This is a genomic window from Psychrobacillus soli, from assembly GCF_006861775.1.
Classification (GTDB): Bacteria; Bacillota; Bacilli; order Bacillales_A; family Planococcaceae; genus Psychrobacillus; species Psychrobacillus soli.
Genome location: NZ_VDGG01000011.1, coordinates 64,511 through 88,277, shown reverse-complemented (window position 1 = coordinate 88,277; position 23,767 = coordinate 64,511). Strand labels below are relative to the sequence as shown.

General features: G+C 36.6%; 25 protein-coding genes. 14 read left to right on the top strand and 11 right to left on the bottom strand.

Annotation, left to right across the window (positions count from 1 at the left end; translation table 11 throughout):
* Positions 1-25: 25 nt before the first annotated feature.
* Positions 26-289 (bottom strand): hypothetical protein, encoded by a 264-nt coding sequence (locus tag FG383_RS06925; RefSeq protein ID WP_142606303.1) that lies wholly within the window; start codon positions 287-289, stop codon positions 26-28.
* Between the two features lie 408 nt (positions 290-697).
* Between FG383_RS06925 and tatA the strand changes: the two genes are divergently transcribed.
* Complete coding sequence (tatA, locus tag FG383_RS06920; RefSeq protein ID WP_142606301.1) at positions 698-901, top strand: twin-arginine translocase TatA/TatE family subunit; 204 nt, start codon at positions 698-700, stop codon at positions 899-901.
* Positions 902-1,005: 104 nt separating this feature from the next.
* On the opposite strand, the gene rbsK (FG383_RS06915) is transcribed toward tatA, so the two are convergent.
* Both rbsK (FG383_RS06915) and FG383_RS06910 read right to left on the bottom strand, forming a co-directional pair.
* Entirely contained in the window at positions 1,006-1,902 is an 897-nt protein-coding gene (gene rbsK / locus FG383_RS06915; protein ID WP_142606299.1) for a ribokinase, read from the bottom strand.
* A gap of 37 nt (positions 1,903-1,939) precedes the next feature.
* Positions 1,940-2,887, bottom strand: coding sequence for a nucleoside hydrolase (locus FG383_RS06910; protein ID WP_142606297.1), 948 nt, complete (start codon positions 2,885-2,887; stop codon positions 1,940-1,942).
* A 420-nt stretch (positions 2,888-3,307) separates the two neighbouring features.
* On the opposite strand from FG383_RS06910, the gene FG383_RS06905 reads away from it, so the two are divergent.
* From FG383_RS06905 to FG383_RS06895, 3 genes are all read left to right on the top strand, one after another.
* Positions 3,308-3,988 carry a response regulator transcription factor gene (locus FG383_RS06905; protein ID WP_142606329.1) on the top strand — a complete coding sequence of 227 codons (681 nt, stop codon included), beginning with the start codon at positions 3,308-3,310 and terminating at the stop codon, positions 3,986-3,988.
* A complete protein-coding gene (locus FG383_RS06900) occupies positions 3,972-5,393 on the top strand; it encodes a HAMP domain-containing sensor histidine kinase (protein WP_246096889.1) in 1,422 nt (473 codons plus the stop codon). Before FG383_RS06905 ends, FG383_RS06900 begins: the two co-directional genes overlap by 17 nt.
* A 202-nt stretch (positions 5,394-5,595) precedes the next feature.
* Positions 5,596-6,474 carry a peptidylprolyl isomerase gene (locus FG383_RS06895; RefSeq protein WP_142606293.1) on the top strand — a complete coding sequence of 293 codons (879 nt, stop codon included), beginning with the start codon at positions 5,596-5,598 and terminating at the stop codon, positions 6,472-6,474.
* 181 nt (positions 6,475-6,655) lie between these two features.
* Here the strand turns inward: FG383_RS06895 and FG383_RS06890 are convergent, their stop codons facing one another.
* On the bottom strand, positions 6,656-7,027 hold the full coding sequence (locus tag FG383_RS06890; protein ID WP_185907868.1) for a phospholipase D-like domain-containing protein: 372 nt from the start codon (positions 7,025-7,027) through the stop codon (positions 6,656-6,658).
* 367 nt (positions 7,028-7,394) lie between these two features.
* On the opposite strand from FG383_RS06890, the gene FG383_RS06885 reads away from it, so the two are divergent.
* The 10 genes from FG383_RS06885 (at position 7,395) to fabI (ending at position 17,232) form a co-directional block, all read left to right on the top strand.
* Positions 7,395-8,108 carry a polyphosphate polymerase domain-containing protein gene (locus tag FG383_RS06885; protein ID WP_142606289.1) on the top strand — a complete coding sequence of 238 codons (714 nt, stop codon included), beginning with the start codon at positions 7,395-7,397 and terminating at the stop codon, positions 8,106-8,108.
* A gap of 1 nt (position 8,109) precedes the next feature.
* The gene (locus FG383_RS06880; RefSeq protein ID WP_142606287.1) at positions 8,110-8,808 is read left to right on the top strand and encodes a DUF4956 domain-containing protein; all 699 of its coding nucleotides are present in this window, start codon (positions 8,110-8,112) and stop codon (positions 8,806-8,808) included.
* A 93-nt stretch (positions 8,809-8,901) separates the two neighbouring features.
* Positions 8,902-10,482 (top strand): CotH kinase family protein, encoded by a 1,581-nt coding sequence (locus FG383_RS06875; RefSeq protein ID WP_246096890.1) that lies wholly within the window; start codon positions 8,902-8,904, stop codon positions 10,480-10,482.
* Positions 10,483-10,898: 416 nt separating this feature from the next.
* Positions 10,899-11,123 (top strand): hypothetical protein, encoded by a 225-nt coding sequence (locus FG383_RS06870; RefSeq protein WP_142606283.1) that lies wholly within the window; start codon positions 10,899-10,901, stop codon positions 11,121-11,123.
* A gap of 18 nt (positions 11,124-11,141) precedes the next feature.
* A complete protein-coding gene (locus FG383_RS06865; protein WP_142606281.1) occupies positions 11,142-12,380 on the top strand; it encodes an HlyD family efflux transporter periplasmic adaptor subunit in 1,239 nt (412 codons plus the stop codon).
* Positions 12,380-13,117, top strand: coding sequence for an ABC transporter ATP-binding protein (locus FG383_RS06860; protein ID WP_425467634.1), 738 nt, complete (start codon positions 12,380-12,382; stop codon positions 13,115-13,117). The genes FG383_RS06865 and FG383_RS06860 overlap by 1 nt, the downstream gene beginning before the upstream one ends.
* Positions 13,065-14,228: an ABC transporter permease gene (locus FG383_RS06855; RefSeq protein WP_342782132.1), complete on the top strand. Its 1,164-nt coding sequence runs from the start codon at positions 13,065-13,067 to the stop codon at positions 14,226-14,228. Before FG383_RS06860 ends, FG383_RS06855 begins: the two co-directional genes overlap by 53 nt.
* A 69-nt stretch (positions 14,229-14,297) precedes the next feature.
* Positions 14,298-14,969, top strand: coding sequence for a response regulator transcription factor (locus FG383_RS06850; protein WP_142606279.1), 672 nt, complete (start codon positions 14,298-14,300; stop codon positions 14,967-14,969).
* 11 nt (positions 14,970-14,980) lie between these two features.
* On the top strand, positions 14,981-16,219 hold the full coding sequence (locus tag FG383_RS06845; RefSeq protein ID WP_142606277.1) for a sensor histidine kinase: 1,239 nt from the start codon (positions 14,981-14,983) through the stop codon (positions 16,217-16,219).
* 233 nt (positions 16,220-16,452) lie between these two features.
* Entirely contained in the window at positions 16,453-17,232 is a 780-nt protein-coding gene (gene fabI, locus FG383_RS06840; RefSeq protein WP_142606276.1) for an enoyl-ACP reductase FabI, read from the top strand.
* A gap of 598 nt (positions 17,233-17,830) precedes the next feature.
* Here the strand turns inward: fabI and FG383_RS06835 are convergent.
* From FG383_RS06835 to FG383_RS06805, 7 genes are all read right to left on the bottom strand, one after another.
* On the bottom strand, positions 17,831-18,781 hold the full coding sequence (locus FG383_RS06835; RefSeq protein ID WP_142606274.1) for a DMT family transporter: 951 nt from the start codon (positions 18,779-18,781) through the stop codon (positions 17,831-17,833).
* Positions 18,781-19,674: a ribokinase gene (gene rbsK / locus FG383_RS06830; protein WP_142606272.1), complete on the bottom strand. Its 894-nt coding sequence runs from the start codon at positions 19,672-19,674 to the stop codon at positions 18,781-18,783. The genes FG383_RS06835 and rbsK (FG383_RS06830) overlap by 1 nt, the downstream gene beginning before the upstream one ends.
* A gap of 17 nt (positions 19,675-19,691) precedes the next feature.
* Positions 19,692-20,504: an energy-coupling factor ABC transporter ATP-binding protein gene (locus tag FG383_RS06825; protein WP_142606270.1), complete on the bottom strand. Its 813-nt coding sequence runs from the start codon at positions 20,502-20,504 to the stop codon at positions 19,692-19,694.
* Positions 20,497-21,348: an energy-coupling factor ABC transporter ATP-binding protein gene (locus FG383_RS06820; protein ID WP_142606323.1), complete on the bottom strand. Its 852-nt coding sequence runs from the start codon at positions 21,346-21,348 to the stop codon at positions 20,497-20,499. Before FG383_RS06820 ends, FG383_RS06825 begins: the two co-directional genes overlap by 8 nt.
* A gap of 5 nt (positions 21,349-21,353) precedes the next feature.
* Positions 21,354-22,097, bottom strand: a complete 744-nt coding sequence (locus tag FG383_RS06815) for an energy-coupling factor transporter transmembrane component T family protein (protein WP_246096886.1) — start codon at positions 22,095-22,097, stop codon at positions 21,354-21,356.
* A 76-nt stretch (positions 22,098-22,173) separates the two neighbouring features.
* Positions 22,174-22,776: an ECF transporter S component gene (locus tag FG383_RS06810; RefSeq protein WP_142606268.1), complete on the bottom strand. Its 603-nt coding sequence runs from the start codon at positions 22,774-22,776 to the stop codon at positions 22,174-22,176.
* Positions 22,777-22,799: 23 nt separating this feature from the next.
* The gene (locus FG383_RS06805; RefSeq protein WP_142606266.1) at positions 22,800-23,756 is read right to left on the bottom strand and encodes a nucleoside hydrolase; all 957 of its coding nucleotides are present in this window, start codon (positions 23,754-23,756) and stop codon (positions 22,800-22,802) included.
* Positions 23,757-23,767 lie beyond the last annotated feature (11 nt).

Sequence of the window (23,767 nt, the reverse complement as noted above, 5' to 3'; positions counted from 1 at the left end):
TTTTGCTAAGTAAATATTGAGCATATTAATGGAAAATGGCTTGCCAGTTATAGATTACTGAAAATACAGCAGTAGAAACTAACAAAGTAGCGATAAAATATGTATGCTTTTTACCTGTCCAGCAAAGAACAATAATAGCGAGGCCAATACCCGCTCCTAATAATGCAAACCATGGGAATGTATATGCGTTATGTTGGAAAAAAAGAAACAGGGCAAAATCTGCGGCGATAAATAGCGCAAATAGAACTTGGTTTAACATTTTAAGTTCTTCTAAATTGTATTGTGACAAATGGAAACTTCCCTCCTGTTTTTCTAGATAAAACAAATTATTAACTAGAAATTATTACATAAAAATAGTGATTCAAAACAACCATATTTATTCTACTACAAATTTTCCGATTTTGGTCACATTTTAGTCGGATTATAAAAATGTTTTAATTCAGAATATTTCATGGTGAGATTTCTAGGAGGGGAAAGGAGTCTTTGAATACAAAATGTTGTTCAAGTGTAGATCGAAGCTATTTTCAAGTTTGTCTTAAATTTTAGATATATAGTGCTTTTATGTTTATGTATTTACAAATTGAGACGAAGGAGTATAATGTGTAATTGATACAAAACAACCAAGATTTATTGTGATAAAACAACCATTGCCCTTAAGCCACATGATTTATATATAAAGTTGCTAGGAGGAAAAAACATGCCAAATATCGGTGTACCAGGTTTAATTATTATTTTAATTATTGCTTTAATCGTTTTTGGTCCAAAAAAATTACCTCAATTAGGTAGAGCGGTTGGACAAACATTAAAAGAGTTCAAAAACTCAACAAAAGATATCGTAGACGATGTAGCCGAAGAATTTAAACTGGACGACAAAGAAACAGAAACTAAAAAGAAAATCTAATACGAAAAGCCAACTATTATATAGAAATAGTTGGCTTTTTTATGTGCAATAAAAGTGAAATAAGAAGGGAAAATCTAGCGTATTTCCATTTTGCAAGTTTATATTTATATATTATTTACATGGAAGGAAGAGGGGATTGATGGTTGTGCACCCATTTGAGTGACAACGTATGCCGAAACAGTCGATGCATAAAGAATGCTGTCTTTTAGCGAGTTTCCTTGACACAGTCCTACAGTTAAAGCACCGTTAAAAGCATCTCCGGCACCAGTTGTGTCTTTTGCAATTACTTTGTTTGCTTGAACATGCCCATGCTCATAGTGGTTCATATAATAAGCACCTTTCGCACCTAGTGTTACTACAACTGCTCCAACTCCTTTTTGAAGTAAGAGCGAGCATGCTTGAAACAGATCCTCTTCCGTTTCTGTTTTCAATCCTGTTAGTATTGCTAATTCCGTTTCGTTTGGTGTTAGTATAGATACTTTACTCAATAATGAATCGCTTATTTGTTGCGCAGGAGCTGGGTTTAAAATAATTTTTACATTTTTTTGTGACGCAATATTAGCAGCAGTCTCGACTGCTGGCATTGGAATCTCCAATTGTAGGAGAAGGACATCACTCGATGCTATTCTTTCTGTATTTTCTTCTATTTGTTCGGGTGTGACAAGAAAGTTTGCACCTGGAAAAAGAACAATTGAGTTCTCACCGGAATCTGCTAATTGGATAATTGCTTGTCCTGTCATTCCGACTCTTTGTACTGCGGCAGTATTTACTCCTTTGTCTTGCAAATTTTGTATAATCTGCTCTCCAAAATCATCTGCTCCTACATTTCCTACGAAATCAACATTTGCACCTAATTGACCGGCAGTTACCGCTTGATTTGCTCCTTTGCCGCCGAAAAATAGCTCATGTTTGGTGCTATGTAAAGTTTCTCCTGCTTTTACAATATGCGGAACCAAATATACAAGGTCCATATTGGTGCTTCCAACGACTATGATGTTCATGTATTGTCCCACTCCTTTTACCTATTTACCAATTAATTTAAAGACTCATTTTTTGTACTGCATCTATAAATTGTTCCACGAACTTTTCTCTATTGACTGTGTGCAATACTTTCGCGTTATGTGGAAGCCCCGTTTGTTGCGCGTAATCTATAACCGTAGTTCCGGCAGTGAATTTTCCTTCTATTTCAACCGCAACATAACAGTCATCGCCTTCAAAGAGCTCCGGGGTTAATACATAAGACACTGCACATAAATCATGTAAATGTATTTGGTCTTCAAAGCCAGGGGCGTGAAAAGCGGTTTGCTTAGCTGAATATATGTAGAAGCGAAGCATTTTGGCAACTTTAGAAGCAAAGTCAGAGCCTATTGCTTCAATTTCTTTTATCTCTTCTAATGTAACGTATGCTTTATGCGTAACATCCAACCCGCTCATGACAATAGGAACGCCTGAACGAAACACGATATCTGCTGCGTGTGGATCTACATATACATTGAATTCCGCTGTAGGAGACATATTTCCTCCAACGGCAGCCCCGCCCATATAAGAGATGTATTTAATTTTTGATTTTACTTCTGGATGCGCAAGTAGGAGAGCCCCGACGTTTGTAAGGGGACCAGTTGCGATAAGTATTATTTGTTCATCACTAGACAACAGAGTTTCTTTCATCGCTTCAATTGCTGGACGATTACTTACTTGAATAGTTGGTTCTGGAAACTCTACATTGCCAAGTCCATTCTCGCCGTGTACGTCATCAGCAGTTTCAAGCTTGCGAAAAAACGGTTGATCTAGACCTCTAGCAATTTCTATATTTTTTTTCATATAACTCGTAAATGTGCGTGCATTGTGGATTGTTATTTCTTGCGTTTGGTTACCTGCTTCAGTGGTGATTAGTTTGATGTCTAGTTCCGGATGTGCAAAAGCAAGTGTTAACGCCATTACGTCATCTATTCCTGGATCACAATCGATAATTACTGGTATTGTCATTTAAATACACCTCTTATTTTTCTGATGTTCTGATCATGCCTGCGATTTGAGTAAGACCTAAGGAAGACAAGCGCTTTCCTAAAGATTTAGAGTATTGCAGGTTATTCCGTTTGTCAATTTATTTTCGAGGATTTTGCCTACATAATTGAAAACAGACCAATCAATTAAGGGTGGCTTGTTTATTATAGTGTGTTTATGATAGATGTATTAATTGAAAGTTAAGTGGTTGGATATGTATTAGGAAAAACAGTGCTTTATGTATTAACTGAAACATCTCCAAAGTCGACAAAAGATTTGTTTCGATTATTGGATTGACTTGTAGAAAGCTTGGACACGCATACTAGTATGGTAAATACAGATGTTTAATCGGAAGTTTTATAAAAAGGAACTCTTACTATTAATCTACGAGGAATGATTATGATGAAAAAAATTTTAATTATAGAAGACGAATTTGCAATTAGCGAGGTGTTAAGAGTTTATTTACAAAAAGCTGGATTTCTTGTTGAACAGGTATTTAATGGAATAGAAGCGATGGAGATGTTTTATTCAGGTCAGCCAGATCTTGTATTATTAGATGTAATGCTTCCTGGGAAAGATGGCTGGAAAATACTCCAAGAGATACGCCAATTTAATACGTGTGCTGTTATTATGCTTACAGCTTTAGGGGATATTCATTATCGTTTAAATGGATTAAATGAAGGAGCAGATGATTATATAGCGAAACCGTTTAATGGGGAAGAAGTGGTGGCACGTGTAAAAGCAGTATTGCGTCGTTTCCAAGCTGAGAATTCTCAGGTTAAACGATTCGGAAAACTTGAGATTGACTTGAAATCCCACGATGTTAAGCTTTTGGGAAAGACAATTCGTTTAACACCGCGTGATTTATCGGTACTTTTGTTTTTGGCTGACCATCCTAACCAAACGTTTACAAGGGATCAATTGATTGAAGAAGTTTGGGGGTGGGATTATGAGGGAAGTGATCGGGCGGTTGATCTTGCTATAAAGCGATTAAGAAATGCACTACAGGATTGGCCAAAAGAAGAAGGTGAAATTAAAACACTTCGTGGAATGGGGTATCAGTTGGGTGTTTATAAAAAATAAAAAGAGAATTCCCTTAACTCGTTATTGGACAAGTCGTTATTTAATGACATTATGTATTGGTTTAATTGCAATTGCATTTATCTCTGCCTTTTGGATTCGAAGTACTACTCTAGAAAATCGCCTCAATATTATGAAGTTGCTTACGGAGGATATGGCAAATAGAATCGTAAGTGCTGGTGAATTAAGACCACTTCTCGGTGGGGGAGTTCCTGGAGGATTTCCAGATCGCCGTTGGATGGACTTGGAAGGTGAACCATTTATATATATTGCAAATACGGAAGGACAAGTAGTATCCAGTAATCGACCGATGGGACCTTTAGGCAAACAAGTAAATGTGAATATTATAGAAGTTAAAGAAACAGTGCAAAAAATGCAATTAGGTAAAGATTCAATTAATTTTTATCTAGTTAAAGCACCTATAACGGTAAACGGGAATATAATTGGTTGGGTTTTAATGATTGAGTCCGAAATAGAATTGGCGAAAGTAAACCAAGAATATACTTTGCTTACAATCATGATTATCAGTCTTGCACTGCTTGGGTGGGGAGCTATTTACTTTTTAACTAAGCGGTTATCAAGACCGATTAAAGAAGTCGCCCAAGCAGCAAAACAAGTTCAAGAGGGTGATTATCGAATTCATCTTCCACTAAACAGTCATGAAGAAGAGGTGTTTGAACTTGTCACATCTTTTAAGGAAATGGCGAATCGATTAGAACAGCTTGAATCCTTACGTACAGAATTGCTGGCTGGTGTAACTCATGAATTAAGAACCCCGGTTACGTCTATAAGTGGCTTGCTTCAAGCAATAAATGATAACGTGGTTTCCGGAGATGAAGCAAAAGAATTTTTAAAAATTTCCCTTAAAGAAACAACAAAAATGAAAAAAATGGTGGAGGATTTACTTGCTTTTAATTCGTTTGCTGCTAATGCTGTCACCTTAACTATGATAAAGGTGAACATTAATGATTTGGTGGAAAGCATCGTTTATCAGTGGAATATTTCTCAAGAAGAAGAGGGAATCAATACAACTATCTCACTCTTAAAAAATGATATCCAAATAGAAGTAGATACAATTAGATTGGAACAAATTATGATTAATCTGCTTAATAATGCAAAGCAGGCAATCCAAGAAGGGGAAATACAAGTAAGCATAAGCCTTGATAAATATGATGTTTGTATTGATATTGCCGATAATGGACCGGGAATCCCAATTAACGAACAAGCTTTTATATTTGAGCGTTTTTATCGCGGAGAAGGAAAGAAATATAAACATAGAGGGTTAGGTCTTGGATTATCTTTAAGTAAAATGATTGCTCTAGCTATGGAAGGGGATTTAGTATTGAAGCAAAGCAGTACTTTCGGAACCGTATTTCGTATTAGACTGACTAGAGAAAAAAAATTATAAATATTCTATTGGAAACAGCCATGTCATTTCATTTCATGGCTGTTTTTTAGTCGTGGAAGAAAGCTCTTTTATGGATAAGTGCAATTGCAGAAATTAGTCTCTTAAGATTCGTTGACATCTTGCTGACACATTTAGTCTATAAAATAAAAATCGTCTTACGGTTCTTCATTACAAATAAAAAAAGAAAGAAGGTTGATAGAGGTTGAAGAACAAAACCACTCTATGGCTACTGACTGGTATCATACTTATAGCTGCAATCATATTGCTGATCATATTAGTCATTGGTAATAAAACATATGTTGCTAGTGTTAACGGACAAAAAATCACTGAAGATACATTGAACGAAAAAATGATGGATAATTATGGTGAGGAGACTGTAGAATCCCTTATTATGGAGGAAATAATTCGACAAGAGACGGAAAAGGAAGGAATTCTTATTTCCCAAGAGGAAATAGACGCAGAAATGCAGGTTTATCAAGAAAACTATGGCGGTGAGGAAGCGTTTCAAGAGGTATTAGAAACGAGTGGTGTTGAACTGTCTGATGTTGAAGAGGATATTAGAACTTATTTGGCTCTCAATCAATTATTTAAAAATAGAATTACGATTACGGAAGAAGAAATAGAAACCTACTTTGAAGAAAATAAAGATAGTTTTACACGGCCTAAACAAGTAGAAGCGATCCATATATTGGTTGAAGATGAGAAGACGGCTGGAATGGTAGCAGAAAAGTTAAAGGCAGGAGAAGACTTTAGTACTTTAGCTAAAGAATACTCGATAGATGAAACCACTAAAGATACAGGTGGTGAGCTAAGTTACTTTTCAGTAGGAGAAATGGAGCAAGCATTTGAAGATGCTGCATTCTCTATGGATATTGATGAGGTGAGTCAACCTGTTGAAACAAGCTATGGATACCACATCATAAAAGTAACCGATAAAATCGATGAAAAAGAAGCTAATTTAACGGATGTTAAAGAAGAGATAGAACAGGCTATATCAGATTCAAAGATAGACGCTGAATACGAATTATGGTTGGAAGAGAAATATGAAACATACGACATTCAATATTTAAAAGAAGTATAGTTCGGTATAATAAGCGTATCAATTAAAGAAGATTTTTATTTGCAGGGTATGTAATAATAAATTAAGTAGTTGGTTAATAAAACAAGCCGCCTTTTCTTCGTGAAAAGGCGGTTTGTTTTTTGCTTAGTTGTTCCCAATTTTTAAAATCACTGCGGTTCCATAAGTCTGTAAATATATCTGTTCATTCTTGTGCAAGTTCTACATTTGAGAGTGTCATAAGCTGTTCTAAATTTTCATAGGCAGATGCTTCCGTGAAATTATAAGAACCAGTTTCAATCAGACGTTCATCGATAATCGCCATTTTTAAGTGCATTTTTCTGGACGTGTTTACTTTAACTTCAATATTATTTTGCGAGAATTCATCCATTATTGCGGCTTGTTCATTTTTTTTCGCTTTACTAGCATCGGTAATAATTCTAACATTGACTTCACGATTATGGGCATTAAGTACGGCTTGAGCAATTTCTTTGTCTTCAAAATTATAAATTGCAATGTCCAAAGTGTTATTTGCTTCACTTATAGCTTGAAGCAGAAGTGTTTTTGGATCATTCACAACGTCGCTAAAAGCAAAACTAATTTCGTTACTATGAAAAGAAACCGAGGAAGCATATTCTTTGGTTAAAAATTTATTAAGAAGAAGAGCATTAATAAGCAGTGAAAAAAATAAGCCCTATAAGTAGTAATGTTTTGATATTCGACAATTCAATCCCTCCGAATTTAATCTTGTTAATTACATAATAAGCGTCTAATAAGTCAAGGGGATGTCCATTTAGCTTATAAGGGGACAAACATAAAAATATTAATCTGTTTGTAAATTTTTCATTGAGAAAGGTAAATATTTTGTAAAGATAATTTCATTTTGACATATGCCTGACACAATGAGGGGGTAAATTATATAAGGAAAAGAAGGAGGAACTAGTTTGCAAAAGGAATTAAAGTTTCGTCACGAACTAAAATATTACGTCAACTATCATCAATACTATCTGATTCGCCAGCGATTAAGATTGTTAATGAAACAAGATGTGCATGCCAACGAAAATGGTGAATACCATATACGCAGTGTTTATTTTGATGATATTGAGAATAAAGCATTACAGGAAAAACAAGCTGGTATTGAAAATCGTCATAAATATAGAATACGTATGTACAACAAAAGCGATGCTATTATTCATGTCGAGAAGAAAATTAAACGCAATACATTCATTGCAAAAGAAAAAACTCCTATTTCAAGGGACACATTAGACAGGCTATTAGTAAATGACTATACAGTGCTTGCACATGAAGTGTCGCCTCTATTGCAGGAAGTTTATTATGAAATGAAAAATAGAATGCTAAGACCGAAAGTAATTGTTGACTATGTCAGAGAAGCATATGTGGCTAGAACTGGAAATGTTCGGATTACATTTGATAAAGAACTACGGACAGGCTTAAACAAGATTGACCCTTTTGATCCAGATTTATATCCTGTCAAAGTTCTAGATGAATTCGTATACATTCTTGAGGTAAAGTATGACGAATATATCCCAAACTATATTCGGGATGCTCTACAGCTAAATGGGTTACAGCGACAAGCAGCTTCTAAATATACAATTTGTAGAAAATTTATTAAAGCAAATTCATGGGAGGATCAATAAAATGCAACAAAACAACAATGGTACCACCAACTGGTCAGATGTTATTAATAAAGATGTACTTTCAAGTTTTAGTACAGATATTTCCCTATTTCAAGTTGGGATTACAATGTCGATATCTTTCTTATTAGGGCTTTTCATTTATACCCTCTATAAGCGGGTCTTTAGTGGAGTTCTATATTCAAAGAACTTTAACGTTACACTCGTGGCTTTAGCCATGATAACGTCTCTTATCATTATGGCAATTGGCTCAAACCTTATTTTATCACTAGGAATGGTAGGGGCATTATCCATTGTCCGCTTTAGAACGCCGATTAAAGACCCAGCGGATTTGATCTTTTTATTTTGGGCACTTGCTACAGGGATTATAACAGGGGCTGGATTTTACTCGCTCGCAATTCTTGGTTCTATACTGATCGGACTTGTACTATTCATCTTTATGAAAAAATCAAGCCTTGAAACGCCTTACTTATTCGTAGTTAACTTTAAAGGTTATGAAACAGAAGAAGTTATATTTAAAAAGTTAAAATCAGAGCTGAGCCGCTTTGATGTAAAACAAAAATCGGTCACTGCTAAAGAAACAGAAATTACATTTGAAATCCGTTTGAAAGGGAAGGAACCGAGTTTCGTAAATAGCATTTCCAACATTAATGGCGTAGAGAATGCCATATTAATTAGTTATAACGGTGATTACGTTCAATAATAAGTTTAGGTGCGCACCTCTTGTAGAAATAAAATTCATTTTTCAGGAGATGGTGCACCCTTTTAAACAAAAAAGAAGGTGATTGTATTGAGTATGCTAAAAGAAAAAAAGTGGATCATCATTATAGGATTTATATTCAGCATATCTATGATGGTTTTCATAGAAACAAATCGTACATTTGCGGAAGAAAGTCAGGCGGATGATCCCATTTTTAAAAAAGGCGAAATTAGCAACATAGAAATTGAAATAGATAAATCGGAATTTCAAGATATGCTCGATAATCCAATGGAAGAAGAATATAAAGAAGGAACGGTCACCTATAATGGTAAAACAATTGGTTATACCGACGTGCGGGTTAAAGGCAACTCCTCTTTAATGTCTGTAGCTGGATCTGATTCTAATCGCTATAGTTTTAAATTGGAGTTTAACAAATATATCGAGCAGAATTTAGCGGGATATACAAAAATCAATCTTAATAATAATTTTGCAGATCCTTCGTATATGCGAGAATATTTAACCTATGATTTGTTGGAAAAGATGGGGCTTGAAACGCCTAACTATAGCTATGTGAACGTCTCTATTAACGGAGAACCTTATGGACTTTATCTAGCTGTAGAAAATATTGAAGAACCTTATTTAGAAAGAAACTTTGGATATACAACAGGCAATTTATATAAAGCAGATACAGGGGCCTCGTTAACATGGGAAGACGGAATGAGTGTTGATGAAACTGGATTAATAATAAAATCAGGACGTAAGAATAATACAAAACTACTTGAGTTTATCAAGGCTCTAAATGATGGAAAAGACATTGAATCCTATTTTGATGTAGATAAATATTTACGTTATTTAGCGGTTAGTACCGTGACAGCTGATATGGATAGCTATCAGGGAATGATGAGTCATAACTATTACATGTATGAACAAGATGGAAAATTCACATTTCTTGCTTGGGATCATAACATGTCGATTGGTGGGATGATAGGGCAAGAAATAGATGCACAGAAAGAAATGCTTATTGATGAACCGACTATTGGAGCAGTAGAGAATCATCCTCTTGTTCATTATGTATTATCTAATGATGAATATAAAGAACAATACCATCACTATGTTCAACAAACCGTCGATTTGCTTAAAGATATAGATTCCCAAGTAGATGAGTTGAAGTCACTTATAGGAGAGGAAGTAAAAAATGACCCGACAGCTTTTTATTCATATGATGATTTTTTAGCTAACACTGGAGATCAAACTATAGACGGATATCCTGGGATTGTTGGATTTATAAAAGGACGTCTTGAAAATGTTCAAAAACAATTAAACGGTGAAATCCCAAGCTATGTAAATGGTGAAGGGCTAAGCGGCGGTGGTGGAAGAATCCCAGTAAATATGTCGGCTATGGGTAATGGAGAAATGCCAAAAGGAATGCCGGCGATGGGTAATGGAGAGATGCCAGAAGGAATGCCAGCTATGGGTAGAGGTGGGATGCCGGATGGTATGCAAAATATGAATAGAGGTGGAATGCCCTGGGGAGGGGGAGGAAACCAAGGTACAAACAATCAAGATCAACTGAAGGAATTATTTACCGTTGCTATCCTATTATTATTGTTGTTTGGTTCTTTACTTTTTGTTAATCGTTTTAAAAGGTATCAGGGGTATAAAAGATTAAACAAGTAGTCAGGGTCTAGTGTTTTGAGATATCGAGATTTTGAAGTTAATCACTCCCTTATGCTCTTCTATCAGGTATCGGTAATCTCGGATAATCTTGAACATGAAAGTGCCTAGTTCTAAATGAGAACAAGGCACTTTAGTTTAGAAAGAAGAGAACTGCAAAATTTATGGATAGGACACTATCAAAAATAAATGCAACTATAATATTAATAAAAGCGAAGGCTTCCTTAATGTGATTGAGGAAGCCTTCGCTTTTCTAAACTATAAGTATTTTTCTCAGTGCTTGTATAAGATAATTCTTTGTTTTTTGAAGACAAAAGCAAAATCGTAAAAGAACTTACATGTGAAGTTGAAATTTTAAGGAAAAGTTAAGGAATGAAATTCATAATGGGCTTATTAACGGAAAATAAGGAGGAAGAAAAATGGAACAGTCTAAACAAAATATAATAAAAATTTTACTCATTGTAAATTTGGTGATCAGTACTTGCACAGCTATTGGGGTAGGATATGTAGTCTATAAGCAAAGCACTAGCCCCAACTTTTCTGAAATGGGAACAAGAGGAGAAGGTCAGATGTTTCCTGGGAATGGACAATTCCAGCCGGGGCAATTCCAACCTGATCAAGATCAATCAAGTCAAAATCAATAATGGAAGGGAGATAGAGATTTGAAAAAGTGGATTATTATTTCAGCAATTATTGTTGTAATAGGAGGAGTAAGTGGCTGGTTTTTTTTAGGTAAAAAAGATCAAGCTCAAAGTGTTGCAGCTGTAGCACAAACAACAACCGTACAAAAAGGAAACTTAGAGGTAGCGGTTAGTGGTTCAGGTTCGGTTACAGCAATTACAGATCAAGATATAACTGTGGAAAATACAATTCTTGTAGTAGATAGCGTAAGTGTAGCATCTCGCGATACAGTATATAAAGGTGAAACGCTTATAACGTTTAATAATGGGCTTGTTGTTAAGGCTCCATATGCTGGAGAAATCACAGAAGTTAATGTAGAAAGCGGCAATGGGGCTACACGAGGAGCTATCCTTCTTCGTATAGAAGATGAAGATGGGATTATTTCTCCCATAACAAGAGGAGACAATAATACTTCAGATAGCTTAAGTGGTGGAAGTAGCTTGACAGTGGATACGGTCAGTGTAAAAGAAGGCGATGTTGTAGAACAAGGTGCAACACTTGTAACCTTTACAGATGGAAGCATCCTACAGACGGAGCTTGCGGGGACAATCACGAGTCTTTCTGTTGCAAACGGTGATTCTGTGCAAGGTTCAGCTATAGTTGCACATATTACAAATTACAGTTCATTGCAAACAACCATTAGTGTAGATGAATTAGATATTACAAAAGTTCAAGTTGGGCAGTTGGTAACAATAACAGCGAGTGCATTTGAAGATGAAACATTTGCAGGGGAGGTAACGAAAGTAGCAAATGAAGGAATATCATCAAATGGGGTTTCTACATTTGACGTTACTGTACAAATTACAGATCCAAAAAGCTTGAAAATTGGTATGTCAACAGAAGCAAGTATCACCATAGAGAGTAAAGAAGAGGCACTTTACGTACCGGTAGAAGCCGTGTATAAAAGCGGAGATGAAAAATATGTACTAGCTCTTGCAACTTCTGGTGATTCCACACAATCTGCAAAAAAAGTAACAGTAGAAACTGGAATTTCAAATGATACGTATGTAGAAATTACAAGTGGGTTAGCAGAAGGGGAGTCCATTCAAATACCGATAGTACAGTCTAGTGGTAATTCTTCCTTAGGAGGAATGATGATGCCAAACAGTGGCTTCCAAGGTGGCGGTGGTTTCCCAAGTGGTGACTTTGGTGGAAGAAATGGAGGCGGATCCCCATCATTTGGAGGTGGAGCTCCATCAGGCGGACGAGGAGGGAATTAATGACTATTCATGAGCCGATTATTCAAATTAAAAACATGAAGAAAGCATATGAGCTTGGCGGCGAAATGGTGTTGGCTCTTCAAAGTGTTTCCCTCGATATTCAAAAGGGTGATTTTATTTCAATCATAGGTCCGTCGGGTTCCGGAAAGTCAACTTTTATGAACATGATCGGATGTTTAGATCGACCAGATTCAGGTGAATTTTTGTTAGATAGTGAAGAAGTAGGGAAAATGAAGAGTTCAAAGCTTGCGACCATTCGAAACGAAAAAATAGGTTTTATTTTTCAGAACTTCAATCTTATCCCCAAATTAACGGCCGTTGAAAATGTAGAACTTCCGCTCATTTATCGCGGAATAAAAGCAACAGAAAGACGCGAAATTGCTCTAGAGGCGTTAAAAAAAGTAGGGTTAGTAGATAGAGCGAAGCATTTGCCGCCCCAATTATCAGGCGGGCAGCAGCAACGTGTTGCAATTGCGCGGGCGCTTGCTGGAAACCCTCCTATTTTACTAGCAGATGAACCAACTGGTGCACTGGACAGTAAAACAAGTAAGGAAGTTTTGGAGATTATGAAGTCATTAAATGAGCAGGGGCATACCATTATTCTCATTACACATGATTTAGACGTTGCCAAAAAAGCAAAACGTGTTGTCCGTATTCACGATGGGCAACTCTATGAGAATGGAGGTGAATGGTTTGCAGACACTCAAAATGGCACTGAAAAGCATCAAAGCAAATAAAATAAGATCCTTTCTAACGATGTTAGGGATTATTATCGGTGTATCCTCTGTTATAGTTATGGTTGCGATAGGACAAGGGTCAACTAAAGAAGTACAAGATCAAATTGGCAGCCTAGGTACAAATGTATTAACTCTAACGGTCACGGGTTCCGATGTAACATTTAAAGAAGAAGACGTAGAACAGATTCAGGATGTCGATGGTATTGAAGCAATTGCAGCGACAGTGTCAGGGAGAGTAACTGTAAAAAACGGAATAAATAACACGCAGGTGTCCATGATTGGAACAACTTCCTCTTATTTGGATGTCCGTGATTTACAACTGCAATCAGGACGCTTCATTGCAGACTTGGATCATGATAATCATTCCAAAATTGCCGTGCTTGGTTCAGACACAGCTCAAACATTATTCGGACTGGGTGATCCAGTGGGAGAGTATGTAAAGGTGAACGGAACATCCTATAAAGTTGTTGGAGTTCTTCAATCAGTTGGAAGTTCATTAGGAACGAGCGGAGATAATATGATTATTGTGCCACTTAGCACAGGCCAGCGCTTAGCTTCTACTACTAATATTGGGACTACGTATGTGAAGGTAGAAAATGAAGATATGATAAATTTCGTATCAAACCTTATTGAAAGAACGATGTATTCGATTGTAGGAGATGCCGATAGTTATAGTGTATCAAGCCAAAAGGATTTAATGGAAACTGCATCATCTGTAAATGAAACCATGACGTTATTGTTAGGTGGAAGTGCAGCAATTTCTCTTATCGTAGGTGGGATTGGTATTATGAATATAATGCTTGTATCCGTTTCAGAACGGACCAAGGAAATTGGTATTAGAAAAGCAATTGGAGCAAAACGTGGAAATATTCTTCTACAATTCCTCATAGAATCAATGGTATTAAGTTCATTTGGGGGGATGATAGGGGTCGGAATTGGGATAATAAGTGCCCAAGTATTTACATTACTAACAGGAACGGCAATTACCTATTCTGTACCTGTCATGCTGTTATCATTTGGCTTCTCTTTATTGGTTGGAATTTTATTCGGTGTATTTCCAGCAAACAAAGCGTCTAAGCTTGATCCGATTCAAGCTCTTCGATATGAATAGAAAAAACAAAGCGATTCGTGTACTGCGAACGCTTTGTTTTGTTATTATGTAAGAAAGGAGAGACATAGGATGCGTATATTAGTAGTAGAAGATAATGTAGATTTACTACAGTCTATTAACCAAATTTTATCTGAAGAATTTAAAGTGGATTGCGCAGAAAATGGAGAAGAAGGGCTATTTATGGCCATGCAAAATATATATGATTTGATTGTCCTTGATGTTATGCTTCCGGAAATGGATGGATTTGAGGTTATACAAAAGATACGCGGGGGCCATATTAAGACCCCTGTTTTATTTTTGACTGCTAAAGATTCATTAGGAGATCGGGTCAGGGGATTGGACTTTGGAGGAGACGATTACTTGACGAAGCCATTTCAAGCACCAGAACTGGAAGCAAGAATTCGAGCATTATTGAGAAGGAGCGGCAGTCTAACGACAAATCAAACCATTCAATATCAAGGGATTGAATTATTTGGAAAAGACAAAGCCATTTTAGTAGATGGACATCCTATAAAACTAACGTTAAAACAGTATGAAGTGTTAGAATATATGATTCAAAATAAAGGTGCAATCTTGACGAAAGAACAGCTTTACGATCGAGTATGGGGATTCGATTCTAATACGACAATCGGCATAGTAGAAGTATTTGTTCATCATCTTCGCAAAAAGATGGAGCCTTTTGGATATCATAAAGATATTCAAACGGTACGCGGCATAGGATATATGCTGAAGAAACAGTAGGAGAGAAGGATATGTTTCAACGAACTCGCATCAGACTCACTATTTTAAATTCATTAGTTTTTATCATTTTAATTGGTGTTCTTGCAGCGGTTATTTATTCTTACGCTGGGTCGCGTTTGTATCGCGATGTAAACGATGATTTACTTGAGGCGGTAGAGCGTTTAGCAGAGCCAAAACAACATGGACAGCTGGATCGATTGCCAATAGGGCCAAGAGACCCCCGTATATCTTTGCTAATATGGGATGAAAAAAATCAACTGATTACCTTAAAAGAGGAAGGAACAATTTTTACCGACAATGAATCAAGGTTTCTCCCTAAAGAATTAGAGACGCTTCAAGACACAGAAGCAGAAGGGTTCCACTTTAGAACCATTGCAATAAAAGTGTATCATCCTAATTTGGGAATAATAACGGTACAATTTGTTCGAAATACTACTTCCGAAAAAGACATGCTTCAATCATTGCTATTAATTTTAGTTATCGGTTCCATTATTGGAAGTGTGTGTGCGGTTGGTGCGGGATTCTTTTTGGCTGGCAGGGCGCTAGTTCCCATTAAAAAAGCATGGCAAAAGCAGCAGCAGTTTGTGTCAGACGTTTCTCACGAATTAAGAACACCTTTAGCTGTTATCCAGACTAAGACAGATCTATTGTGGCGTTCCCCGACTTCTACTATACAGGATAAAGCAATTGATATATCGGTCATATCAAAAGAGGGGAGACGATTGTCAAAACTGGTTGCCAATTTGCTTACATTGGCGCGTTCAGATTCAGATCAGGTAGAAATGGAGAAAAAAGAGTTTTCGTTAAGTGATTTGTTGAACGAATTAATCGAACATTACTCAGAAATAGCTTTATATCAAGAAAAAGAACTTGTATTAGATACACCAACTTCTGTCGTTCTTAACGGAGACAAGGAGAGAATCCATCAATTAATGATCATTTTATTAGATAATGCGATGAAGTATACGAAAGAGGGAGGAAAAATTTTAATTTTTTGTTCCAAGACATCTCATTCCGTTTTCGTAAAAGTTCAGGATAATGGCATTGGTATTGAGGAAGAAAATATATCCAAAATATTTGATCGTTTTTTTCAAGTGGATAAATCCCGGACAGAAGAAGGGGGAGCTGGTCTGGGGCTTGCTATTGCAAATTGGATTATTGACAAACATCATGGAAAAGTAAAAGTGCAAAGCAAAGTTGGAGTTGGGACATGTTTTGAAATTGTTTTTCCAAAAAATCAAAAGATATAAAGAAAACTCGTCTATGGTCGAGGTTCCTATGACGGTAGGGATGCGGCAGGGTAAGAACGTGGGAACATCAAGTAAAAAAAGGGTTGAAGATATACGGAACAGACATTAAAACCCTTGTGACGTAAAGATATGCTCAGAGAATAGTGCAAAAGGGGAGAAATATGGTATGATAAAATTAGTAACAGGTACTAATAATAGGTATAGTATATTAGCATAATAAAATGGAGGTTCATATGAAAGATTTAATCCAATTAAAAGATAAGAATATCGTAGTAATGGGTGTTGCGAACGAGCGTAGTCTTGCATGGGGAGTAGCAAAATCACTATTTGATGTCGGCGCAAATGTTATTTTCACGTACCGTAAAGAACGTTCTTTAGGAAAACTTGAAAAAGCATTAGCGAATAATGACTTTGAAGCAAAATTAATCGTGGAATGTGATGTTAATAGCGATGAAAGTATTAAAGCTGCATTCGAAAAAATTGGAAGCGAAGTAGGGGTAATTCACGGAGTTGTCCATTCTGTAGCATTTGCACATGCCGAAGATTTGAAAAATGATTTCCTACAAACGACTAGAGATGGTTATGCATTTGCACAAGATACAAGTGCATACTCACTAATTGCAGCAGCTCGCGAGGCAGCACCATTTATGACAGAAGGCGGCTCTATTGTAACGATGACGTACTTAGGAGCAGAGCGCGTATTAGAAGGCTACAACGTAATGGGAATTGCGAAAGCATCATTAGAAGCTTCTGTTAAATATTTGGCGCTTGATTTAGGGAAACATAATATTCGTGTGAATGCAGTATCGGCGGGCGCAGTACGTACATTGGCTGCGAAAGGGATTTCTTCATTCAATACGATTTTACACAAAATCGAAGAAACTGCGCCATTAAAACGAAATGTAACAGCAGATGAAGTTGGCGATATGACAGTTGGACTGCTAGGGAACTTATCTAGAGGGGTAACGGGAGAAGTCGTTTACGTCGATTCTGGTTACAATATTATGGGTTAACCTAACAAATGGAAGCTATCTTCGGGAAATATTTCTCGGAGATAGCTTTTTTTTCTGGGGATAATTGGTTAGAAGCAACGAATTCCACCGAAAGAGCAAAGAGCCACTAAGTCGCTAACGCTCCTGTAGGATCTCGTATCATCGTATGAGATTCTAAAATTATGCAGTTATCTATTAATAAATTCCAAAGAATGGCTAAGGGCAATCAAACAGCTATTGAGAGCAACTATTTTTAGTCTGAAAGCAACTAAAATGGATGCGAGAGCAACTAAATTACAAATGAAAGCAACTAATTCTTACAATAGCAAGTTTACTTGGAGTGAGACGACTATGATTTCGACATATTATAGGAATAATATGCATAAAAGCCCTCAAAACTCGCCTCGCCGGCATTTGCTAGACAGTTTTGTGGTGTTCAATAGTATTATTGGCGCATTGGCAGATTATATTGTCTCATTCAACCATTTATTGTTAATATCGTCACTCCATAAGTTAGCATTTCTATTGATTTTTGCGTAGGGGTGGCGACTCCAGTGATGACTTATTGCTCACCCCAAGGAAAGCGTCCACCCCGTAGCAAAAAATCTTAGTGGATACTTTAAGATGCATTATCCCCATTACGTGCATTGTCCTCATTTATTATATTGGGCGGGATATATCCTGATTTAATCAGTGTAACATTTCTTTTAAATATATGTATATTCATGAGCAATAAGCCTAAAATCATCAACGGCATTCCAATTATTATCCCTAAATGAAATGGTTCCTGTAAAAAGAAAATACCTAGAACGATCGTAACAAAAGGACTGATAAATGTAACCATTGATGCAAGAATAGGCCCTCCAATGGAAATGATTTGATAAAAAATAACATAGCCAAGCCCAGCGCACAGGCAACCTAATATGAGAAGTGGTAAGATTATTTCCCATGATCCTAAGTGTTTAAATGCAAACGGTTCCATAAAGACACTGATAATACCATTTATTATTGCCGAGATAAAAAGTGTCCAGAAACCTAAGTGAATAGTAGGGATATTTGTATAATACTTTTTTATCCATATGGAATTTAATGCGTATGCCATTGTAACAGCGAACATAAGAAAAGCATGGAAAATGGAAAATTGAACGCCAGTAGATTGACTAGAAAAAAGTATTAACACGGTAACTGCCACAAATCCTATTAATAGACTGGTCGCTTGGTTCCAAAGAGGTCTTGCTTTTAGAATAATTACGGAAAATAGTAAAGCAAATAAAGGAGTGGTAGCGTTTAATATTCCGCTTAAACTTGTATCAATTCCTTGAAGAGAGAAGGCCATAATATTCCAAGGGATGGCAGCACCTAAAGCTAGAACGAATACAAAAAATGGACGAATTTTCAGATGTATTCGATTTTTTTGGAGTAATACAAACGGTAAAAGAGCAACTAAACCAAATAGGCAACGAAAAAAAACAATAGTAGGAGGCTTAAAAACATCTAAAAGCTCTTTTGTCCACATGAATGCAGACCCCCATAAAAAACTGAGAACGAGTAAATAAATGATTGATTTCATTATTTGTTTACTCGAAAAGAATGGGGAATAGGAGGTTGTGCACCCATTTGTGTAACAACGAATCCTGCAACTTTTGATGCATATAAAATGCTTTCTCGTAATGATTTTCCTTGACGTAAACCTACTGCTAAAGCACCGTTAAACGCATCACCCGCACCTGTTGTATCTTTTACTTCTACTTTATTTGCTTGTACATATCCATGTTCATTGCTATTCATATAATAGGAACCTTTTTCTCCTAATGTCACGACTACTGCCCCTACTCCTTTTTGAATCAATAGAGAACAAGCTTGGATCAAGTCCTCTTCATTGTTAGTTTTTAAACCAGTTAGCATTTCTAACTCGGTTTCGTTTGGTGTTAGGATGGAAATTTTACCAAGTAATGAATCGCTTATTTGTTGTGCAGGTGCTGGATTTAAAATAATATGTACCCCTTTTTGTGCAGCAATTTCTGCAGCAGCCTCGACCACGGGTATAGGAATTTCCAATTGTAAAAGAAGAACGTCACTTGCTTCTATTTTGTCTTTTGCCGCGGATATTTGTTCTCTTGTAACAAGAAAATTTGCACCAGGAAATAGTACGATAGAGTTTTCTCCAGAATCGGCTACTTGAATAATGGCTTGACCAGTCAAGCCGATTTTTTGTACAGCTTCGGTCTTTACTCCTTTTTCTTGTAAGTTTTGCTTTACTTGTTCCCCAAAATCATCTGCTCCGACGTTGCCTATAAATTCGACATTAGCCCCTAATTGACTAGCAGTTACCGCTTGATTGGCACCTTTTCCTCCAAAAAACAGTTCATGTTCTGTGCTGTGTAATGTTTCTCCGGCTTTCACGATATGTGGTACCGTGTATACAAGGTCTATATTAGTACTACCTACAACAGTGATGTTCACGTATTATTTCGCTCCTTTCATAAACTGCGCTGTGCTAAAATTGCTTTGATTAATTGCTGCTTTGATAAAATGCCTGGAGAGAAATCAAGTAATTTTGCCATTTGGGCAACAGCGGGAGGTTTTAACATACTTCTTTCTAAAACCTCTGTATTATAAAAGACTTTTTGTGCATTATCATCGGCTACTAATTGTCGGTTTGCCATTACTATAATGCGTGTAAAATAGTCTGTTACAAACTCCATATCATGCGTAATTGTAATGACAGATTTCTGCTTTTCTTCTAATACTCGAAGTAGGTTTCCTAATACTTGTAAACCAATTTTATCTTGTCCAGCAGTAGGTTCATCTAAAATGATAATATCTGAATCCATAGCTAATACGGATGCTATTGTTACAAACTTTCTAACAGAGTATGGTAAGTTATAAGGATTTTCTTCTGCAAATTCAGAGATTCCACATAATTTCATCGCCCAAGTAGTAAGTGCATCTACTCGTTCAGGTTCGAATCCCATATTTTTGGGACCAAAACGAACTTCAGACTCTACATCATTATGGAATATTTGATCATCCGGATTTTGGAACACATAGCCTACTTTTCTTGAAACTTGCGCTGTTGTGTGGTTTTTTGTGTCCCAGTCTCCAACTAGAACAGTGCCTTCTGTAGGTTTTAATAATCCATTCATTAACTTAACTGCTGTCGTTTTTCCTGCCCCATTTTGACCCACAATGGCTACACGTTCTCCAGAGGCGACAGAAAGTGTAAGGTTTTCTAGCGCCTTTGTTCCATCTGGATATGAAAAGCTTACATTAGTTAAATGAAGTTCAGTCATGAACAGCTACCCCCGTTCTATTTAATGCTTCGGCTAATTCTTCATCACGAATCGGTAGGAAAGAAAGGGGGATACCTGATTTCTGTAATTGAAGGGCTATTTCCGTAACATGTGGATATTGAATTTGATATTTTTCAAACGCAGGATCCGCCAATACATCACGAACTGGACCTTGCATAACTAGCTCTCCTTTGTGCATGACAAGCAGATCATCCGCGTATTCTGCGATTAGATCCATCTTATGTTCTACTAAAACAATTGTTTTTCCACGCTCTTTCATCAGACGTATAATTTCAAATATTTGCTGTGTACCAATAGGATCTAGTTGAGAAGTTGGTTCATCGATTACTAATATTTCTGGATCCATTACAATAATAGACGCAAGTGCTACTCTTTGCCTTTGTCCACCTGAAAGTTCAAAAGGATTTTTGTCACGCAAATATTCGATTTTGACTAGTTTTAGTACTTCTTCTACACGAACTTTAATTTCTTCGACTGGAACGCCGAGGTTTTCTAAACCATATGCTACTTCTTCAAATACATTGTCTTTTACTCCCGATACTTGGATAAATGGATTTTGGAATACATATCCGACTTTTTCTCCAAGTTGTCCTAATTGGTAATCTGTAATTTTTGTATTATCTATTATTACTTCTCCATCTAAATCTCCTTTATAAAAATGGGGAACAAAGCCTCGTATTGTATTACATAATGTTGTTTTTCCAGAGCCGTTATTGCCAATAATTGCAGTGAATTTTCCTTTTTCAATTGAAAATGAAATATTTTTTAACACGGAGTCATCACTGACTGGATATCGATAAGATACATTTTTTAAATCAATCATAGCTGTCAAAAGAAAAACCTCCATACTAATAGACCAATAACAATCAATGCAAATATAATTGGAAGAGCTCGGTCGATATTACTTTTCGTGAGTTGGTGCAAACTTGTTTTTTTGACTGGAGCAGAAAAAGCCCTAGATTCCAATGTGATTGCTCTCTCTTCTGTTCCTGCAATAGATGATAGGATAAGAGGCGTTAATGTTGGTATAAACGCTTTAGCACGTACAAGTACGGAACCCTCAGTTTCGACACCTCGCGTTTTTTGCGCTTCCATAATCGTATTTGCTTGACGACGCATTTCCGGAATGATTTGAAGTGTTGATAAAACGACATAGGCACCCATTGGAGGTAATCCTATATCTTCCAATGATTTCACGAAATCTCGCACTTCTGTTATACGGAAAAATAGGATAAAAGCAGATCCAATTGCAAGTATGCGGGATGTAAGCAATAGGCCATATAGTAATCCTTCTTGTTTAATTTCGAAGATTCCCCATCCCCAAAGTACATTTTCCCCAGGGTAGAATAACATCTGCATAATGAAAATGATGACTAACACACTTAGTAGCGCTTTTAAAACAATATTAAGAAATTCTTTCAAAACGCCCGCAAACAATGCTATTAGTAACAAAACAGGGAAGAGGGCAAAAGAAAATAAGTACCCTGGCAAAATGAGTACTATCGCAAAGAGAAAGAGAGTGAAGTAGAACTTTGTCATAGGATGAAGTTGAAGTAATATATTTTGTTTCAAGTTACATACGCCCCTTATAAAAATAATTTCTTCCCGTTCAAAAACTTAATTAATAGCTAAACGGGAAGAATAAGAATTATTTTTTGTTATTTCGTTTCATGTACAAGTGCCCATAATTCATCTTGGATAAATAACGATCTGACATGGCCTTTACGATAAAGAATACGATCAATACAGAAACAACTTTGTCTGCAATCTCCGTGATAAAGCTAGAAGAGAAAACTGCCGACCATAATTGTTGACCTGAAGCTAAGAAAGCAGCAGTAATAAGTGAAGAAGTATTTCCTGTTACTCCACCGAAGACAAATACCGTGATAGGCGCAGAAACAATAACTGCTATAAAAGTAATAATAATTCCGGAAATAATTGTTTTGGGTACACTTTTGAAAAAACCGTACTTGGAAAGGTAACCTGCGCCAACACCAATTGCTATAGATGTTAATGCGTAAGGAAAATAAACAGGATTAAAGATACCGTTAATTAAATTTGTGATAAGTCCTGTAAGTAACGCAACCCAAGGGCCAGCAATAACCCCAACTATAATAGTGCCAATCGTGTCTAAGAAAATTGGTAAGCGTAGGACATTGGCTAACTGAAATCCTACTAGGTTCACTGCCACTGCAATCGGTATTAACAACATCGCCATCATATTAAAATCGTCTTTAAAGCTACGTTTCATTTATTTCTCCCCCTTTGCTCTTTTTAGCCGATTTGTCGGCTCATTGTTTGAACGGCACTCAGAAATTGTTCAACAAACTTCTCTCTGTGAACCGTATGTAATACTTTCACATTATGCGGAAGCCCAGTTCGTTGTTCATAATCTACGACCGTTGTTCCGGCTGTCAGTTTGCCTTCTAGCTCAACTGCCACATAACAATCATCACCTTCAAATAATTCAGGTGTTAATACATAAGACACTGCGCATAAATCATGTAAACGTATACGACTTTCAAAATCATCCTCATGAAATGCTGTTTGTTTAGCTGCGTGTACATAAAAACGAAGCATTTGAACAACTTTTTGTGCAAAATCAGTACCAATTGCTTCTATTTGGTTTAATTCCTCTTTTGTAACGTATGCTTTATGAGTTACGTCTAATCCGCTCATAATAATTGGAATACCGGAACGGAAGACAATGTCTGCAGCGTGTGGATCGACATATACGTTAAATTCTGAGGTAGGAGTCATATTTCCACCTACTGCAGCCCCACCCATATAAGAGATATATTTAATTTTTGATTTTACTTCTGGGTGCGCTAGTAGTAGGGCACCAACATTTGTTAAAGGTCCTGTTGCAATGAGCACGATTTGTTCGTCACTAGATAAGAGTGTTTCTTTCATCGCTTCTATTGCTGTTCTATTGCTTAATTGGATAGTTGGCTGTGGAAAAAGGACATCCCCAAGTCCATTGTCACCGTGTACTTCATCGGCGATTTCAAGCTGACGGAAAAAAGGATTATCTAAACCTCTAGCAATCTCGATATCTTTTTTCATATAACTAGTAAAAGCAAGTGCGTTGTGTATTGTTTTTGCTTGTGTTTGGTTTCCTGGTTCTGTTGTGATAAGTTTGATATCTAGTTCTGGATGTGCAAAGGCAAGTGTTAGCGCCATTACGTCATCTATTCCTGGATCACAATCGATAATTACTGGTATTGTCATGTGTATACACC

Excerpts from the sequence above, each read along its gene's own strand:
- FG383_RS06860 (WP_425467634.1), top strand. The coding sequence starts at position 12,380 with ATGACTATTCATGAGCCGATTATTCAAATTAAAAACATGAAGAAAGCA.
- FG383_RS06835 (WP_142606274.1), bottom strand. The coding sequence starts at position 18,781 with ATGAAATCAATCATTTATTTACTCGTTCTCAGTTTTTTATGGGGGTCT.
- fabI (WP_142606276.1), top strand. The coding sequence starts at position 16,453 with ATGAAAGATTTAATCCAATTAAAAGATAAGAATATCGTAGTAATGGGT.
- FG383_RS06850 (WP_142606279.1), top strand. The coding sequence starts at position 14,298 with ATGCGTATATTAGTAGTAGAAGATAATGTAGATTTACTACAGTCTATT.
- FG383_RS06805 (WP_142606266.1), bottom strand. The coding sequence starts at position 23,756 with ATGACAATACCAGTAATTATCGATTGTGATCCAGGAATAGATGACGTA.
- FG383_RS06870 (WP_142606283.1), top strand. The coding sequence starts at position 10,899 with ATGGAACAGTCTAAACAAAATATAATAAAAATTTTACTCATTGTAAAT.
- FG383_RS06880 (WP_142606287.1), top strand. The coding sequence starts at position 8,110 with ATGCAACAAAACAACAATGGTACCACCAACTGGTCAGATGTTATTAAT.
- FG383_RS06905 (WP_142606329.1), top strand. The coding sequence starts at position 3,308 with ATGAAAAAAATTTTAATTATAGAAGACGAATTTGCAATTAGCGAGGTG.
- FG383_RS06910 (WP_142606297.1), bottom strand. The coding sequence starts at position 2,887 with ATGACAATACCAGTAATTATCGATTGTGATCCAGGAATAGATGACGTA.
- FG383_RS06825 (WP_142606270.1), bottom strand. The coding sequence starts at position 20,504 with ATGACTGAACTTCATTTAACTAATGTAAGCTTTTCATATCCAGATGGA.
- FG383_RS06875 (WP_246096890.1), top strand. The coding sequence starts at position 8,902 with ATGCTAAAAGAAAAAAAGTGGATCATCATTATAGGATTTATATTCAGC.
- tatA (WP_142606301.1), top strand. The coding sequence starts at position 698 with ATGCCAAATATCGGTGTACCAGGTTTAATTATTATTTTAATTATTGCT.
- FG383_RS06845 (WP_142606277.1), top strand. The coding sequence starts at position 14,981 with ATGTTTCAACGAACTCGCATCAGACTCACTATTTTAAATTCATTAGTT.
- FG383_RS06810 (WP_142606268.1), bottom strand. The coding sequence starts at position 22,776 with ATGAAACGTAGCTTTAAAGACGATTTTAATATGATGGCGATGTTGTTA.
- rbsK (WP_142606299.1), bottom strand. The coding sequence starts at position 1,902 with ATGAACATCATAGTCGTTGGAAGCACCAATATGGACCTTGTATATTTG.
- FG383_RS06820 (WP_142606323.1), bottom strand. The coding sequence starts at position 21,348 with ATGATTGATTTAAAAAATGTATCTTATCGATATCCAGTCAGTGATGAC.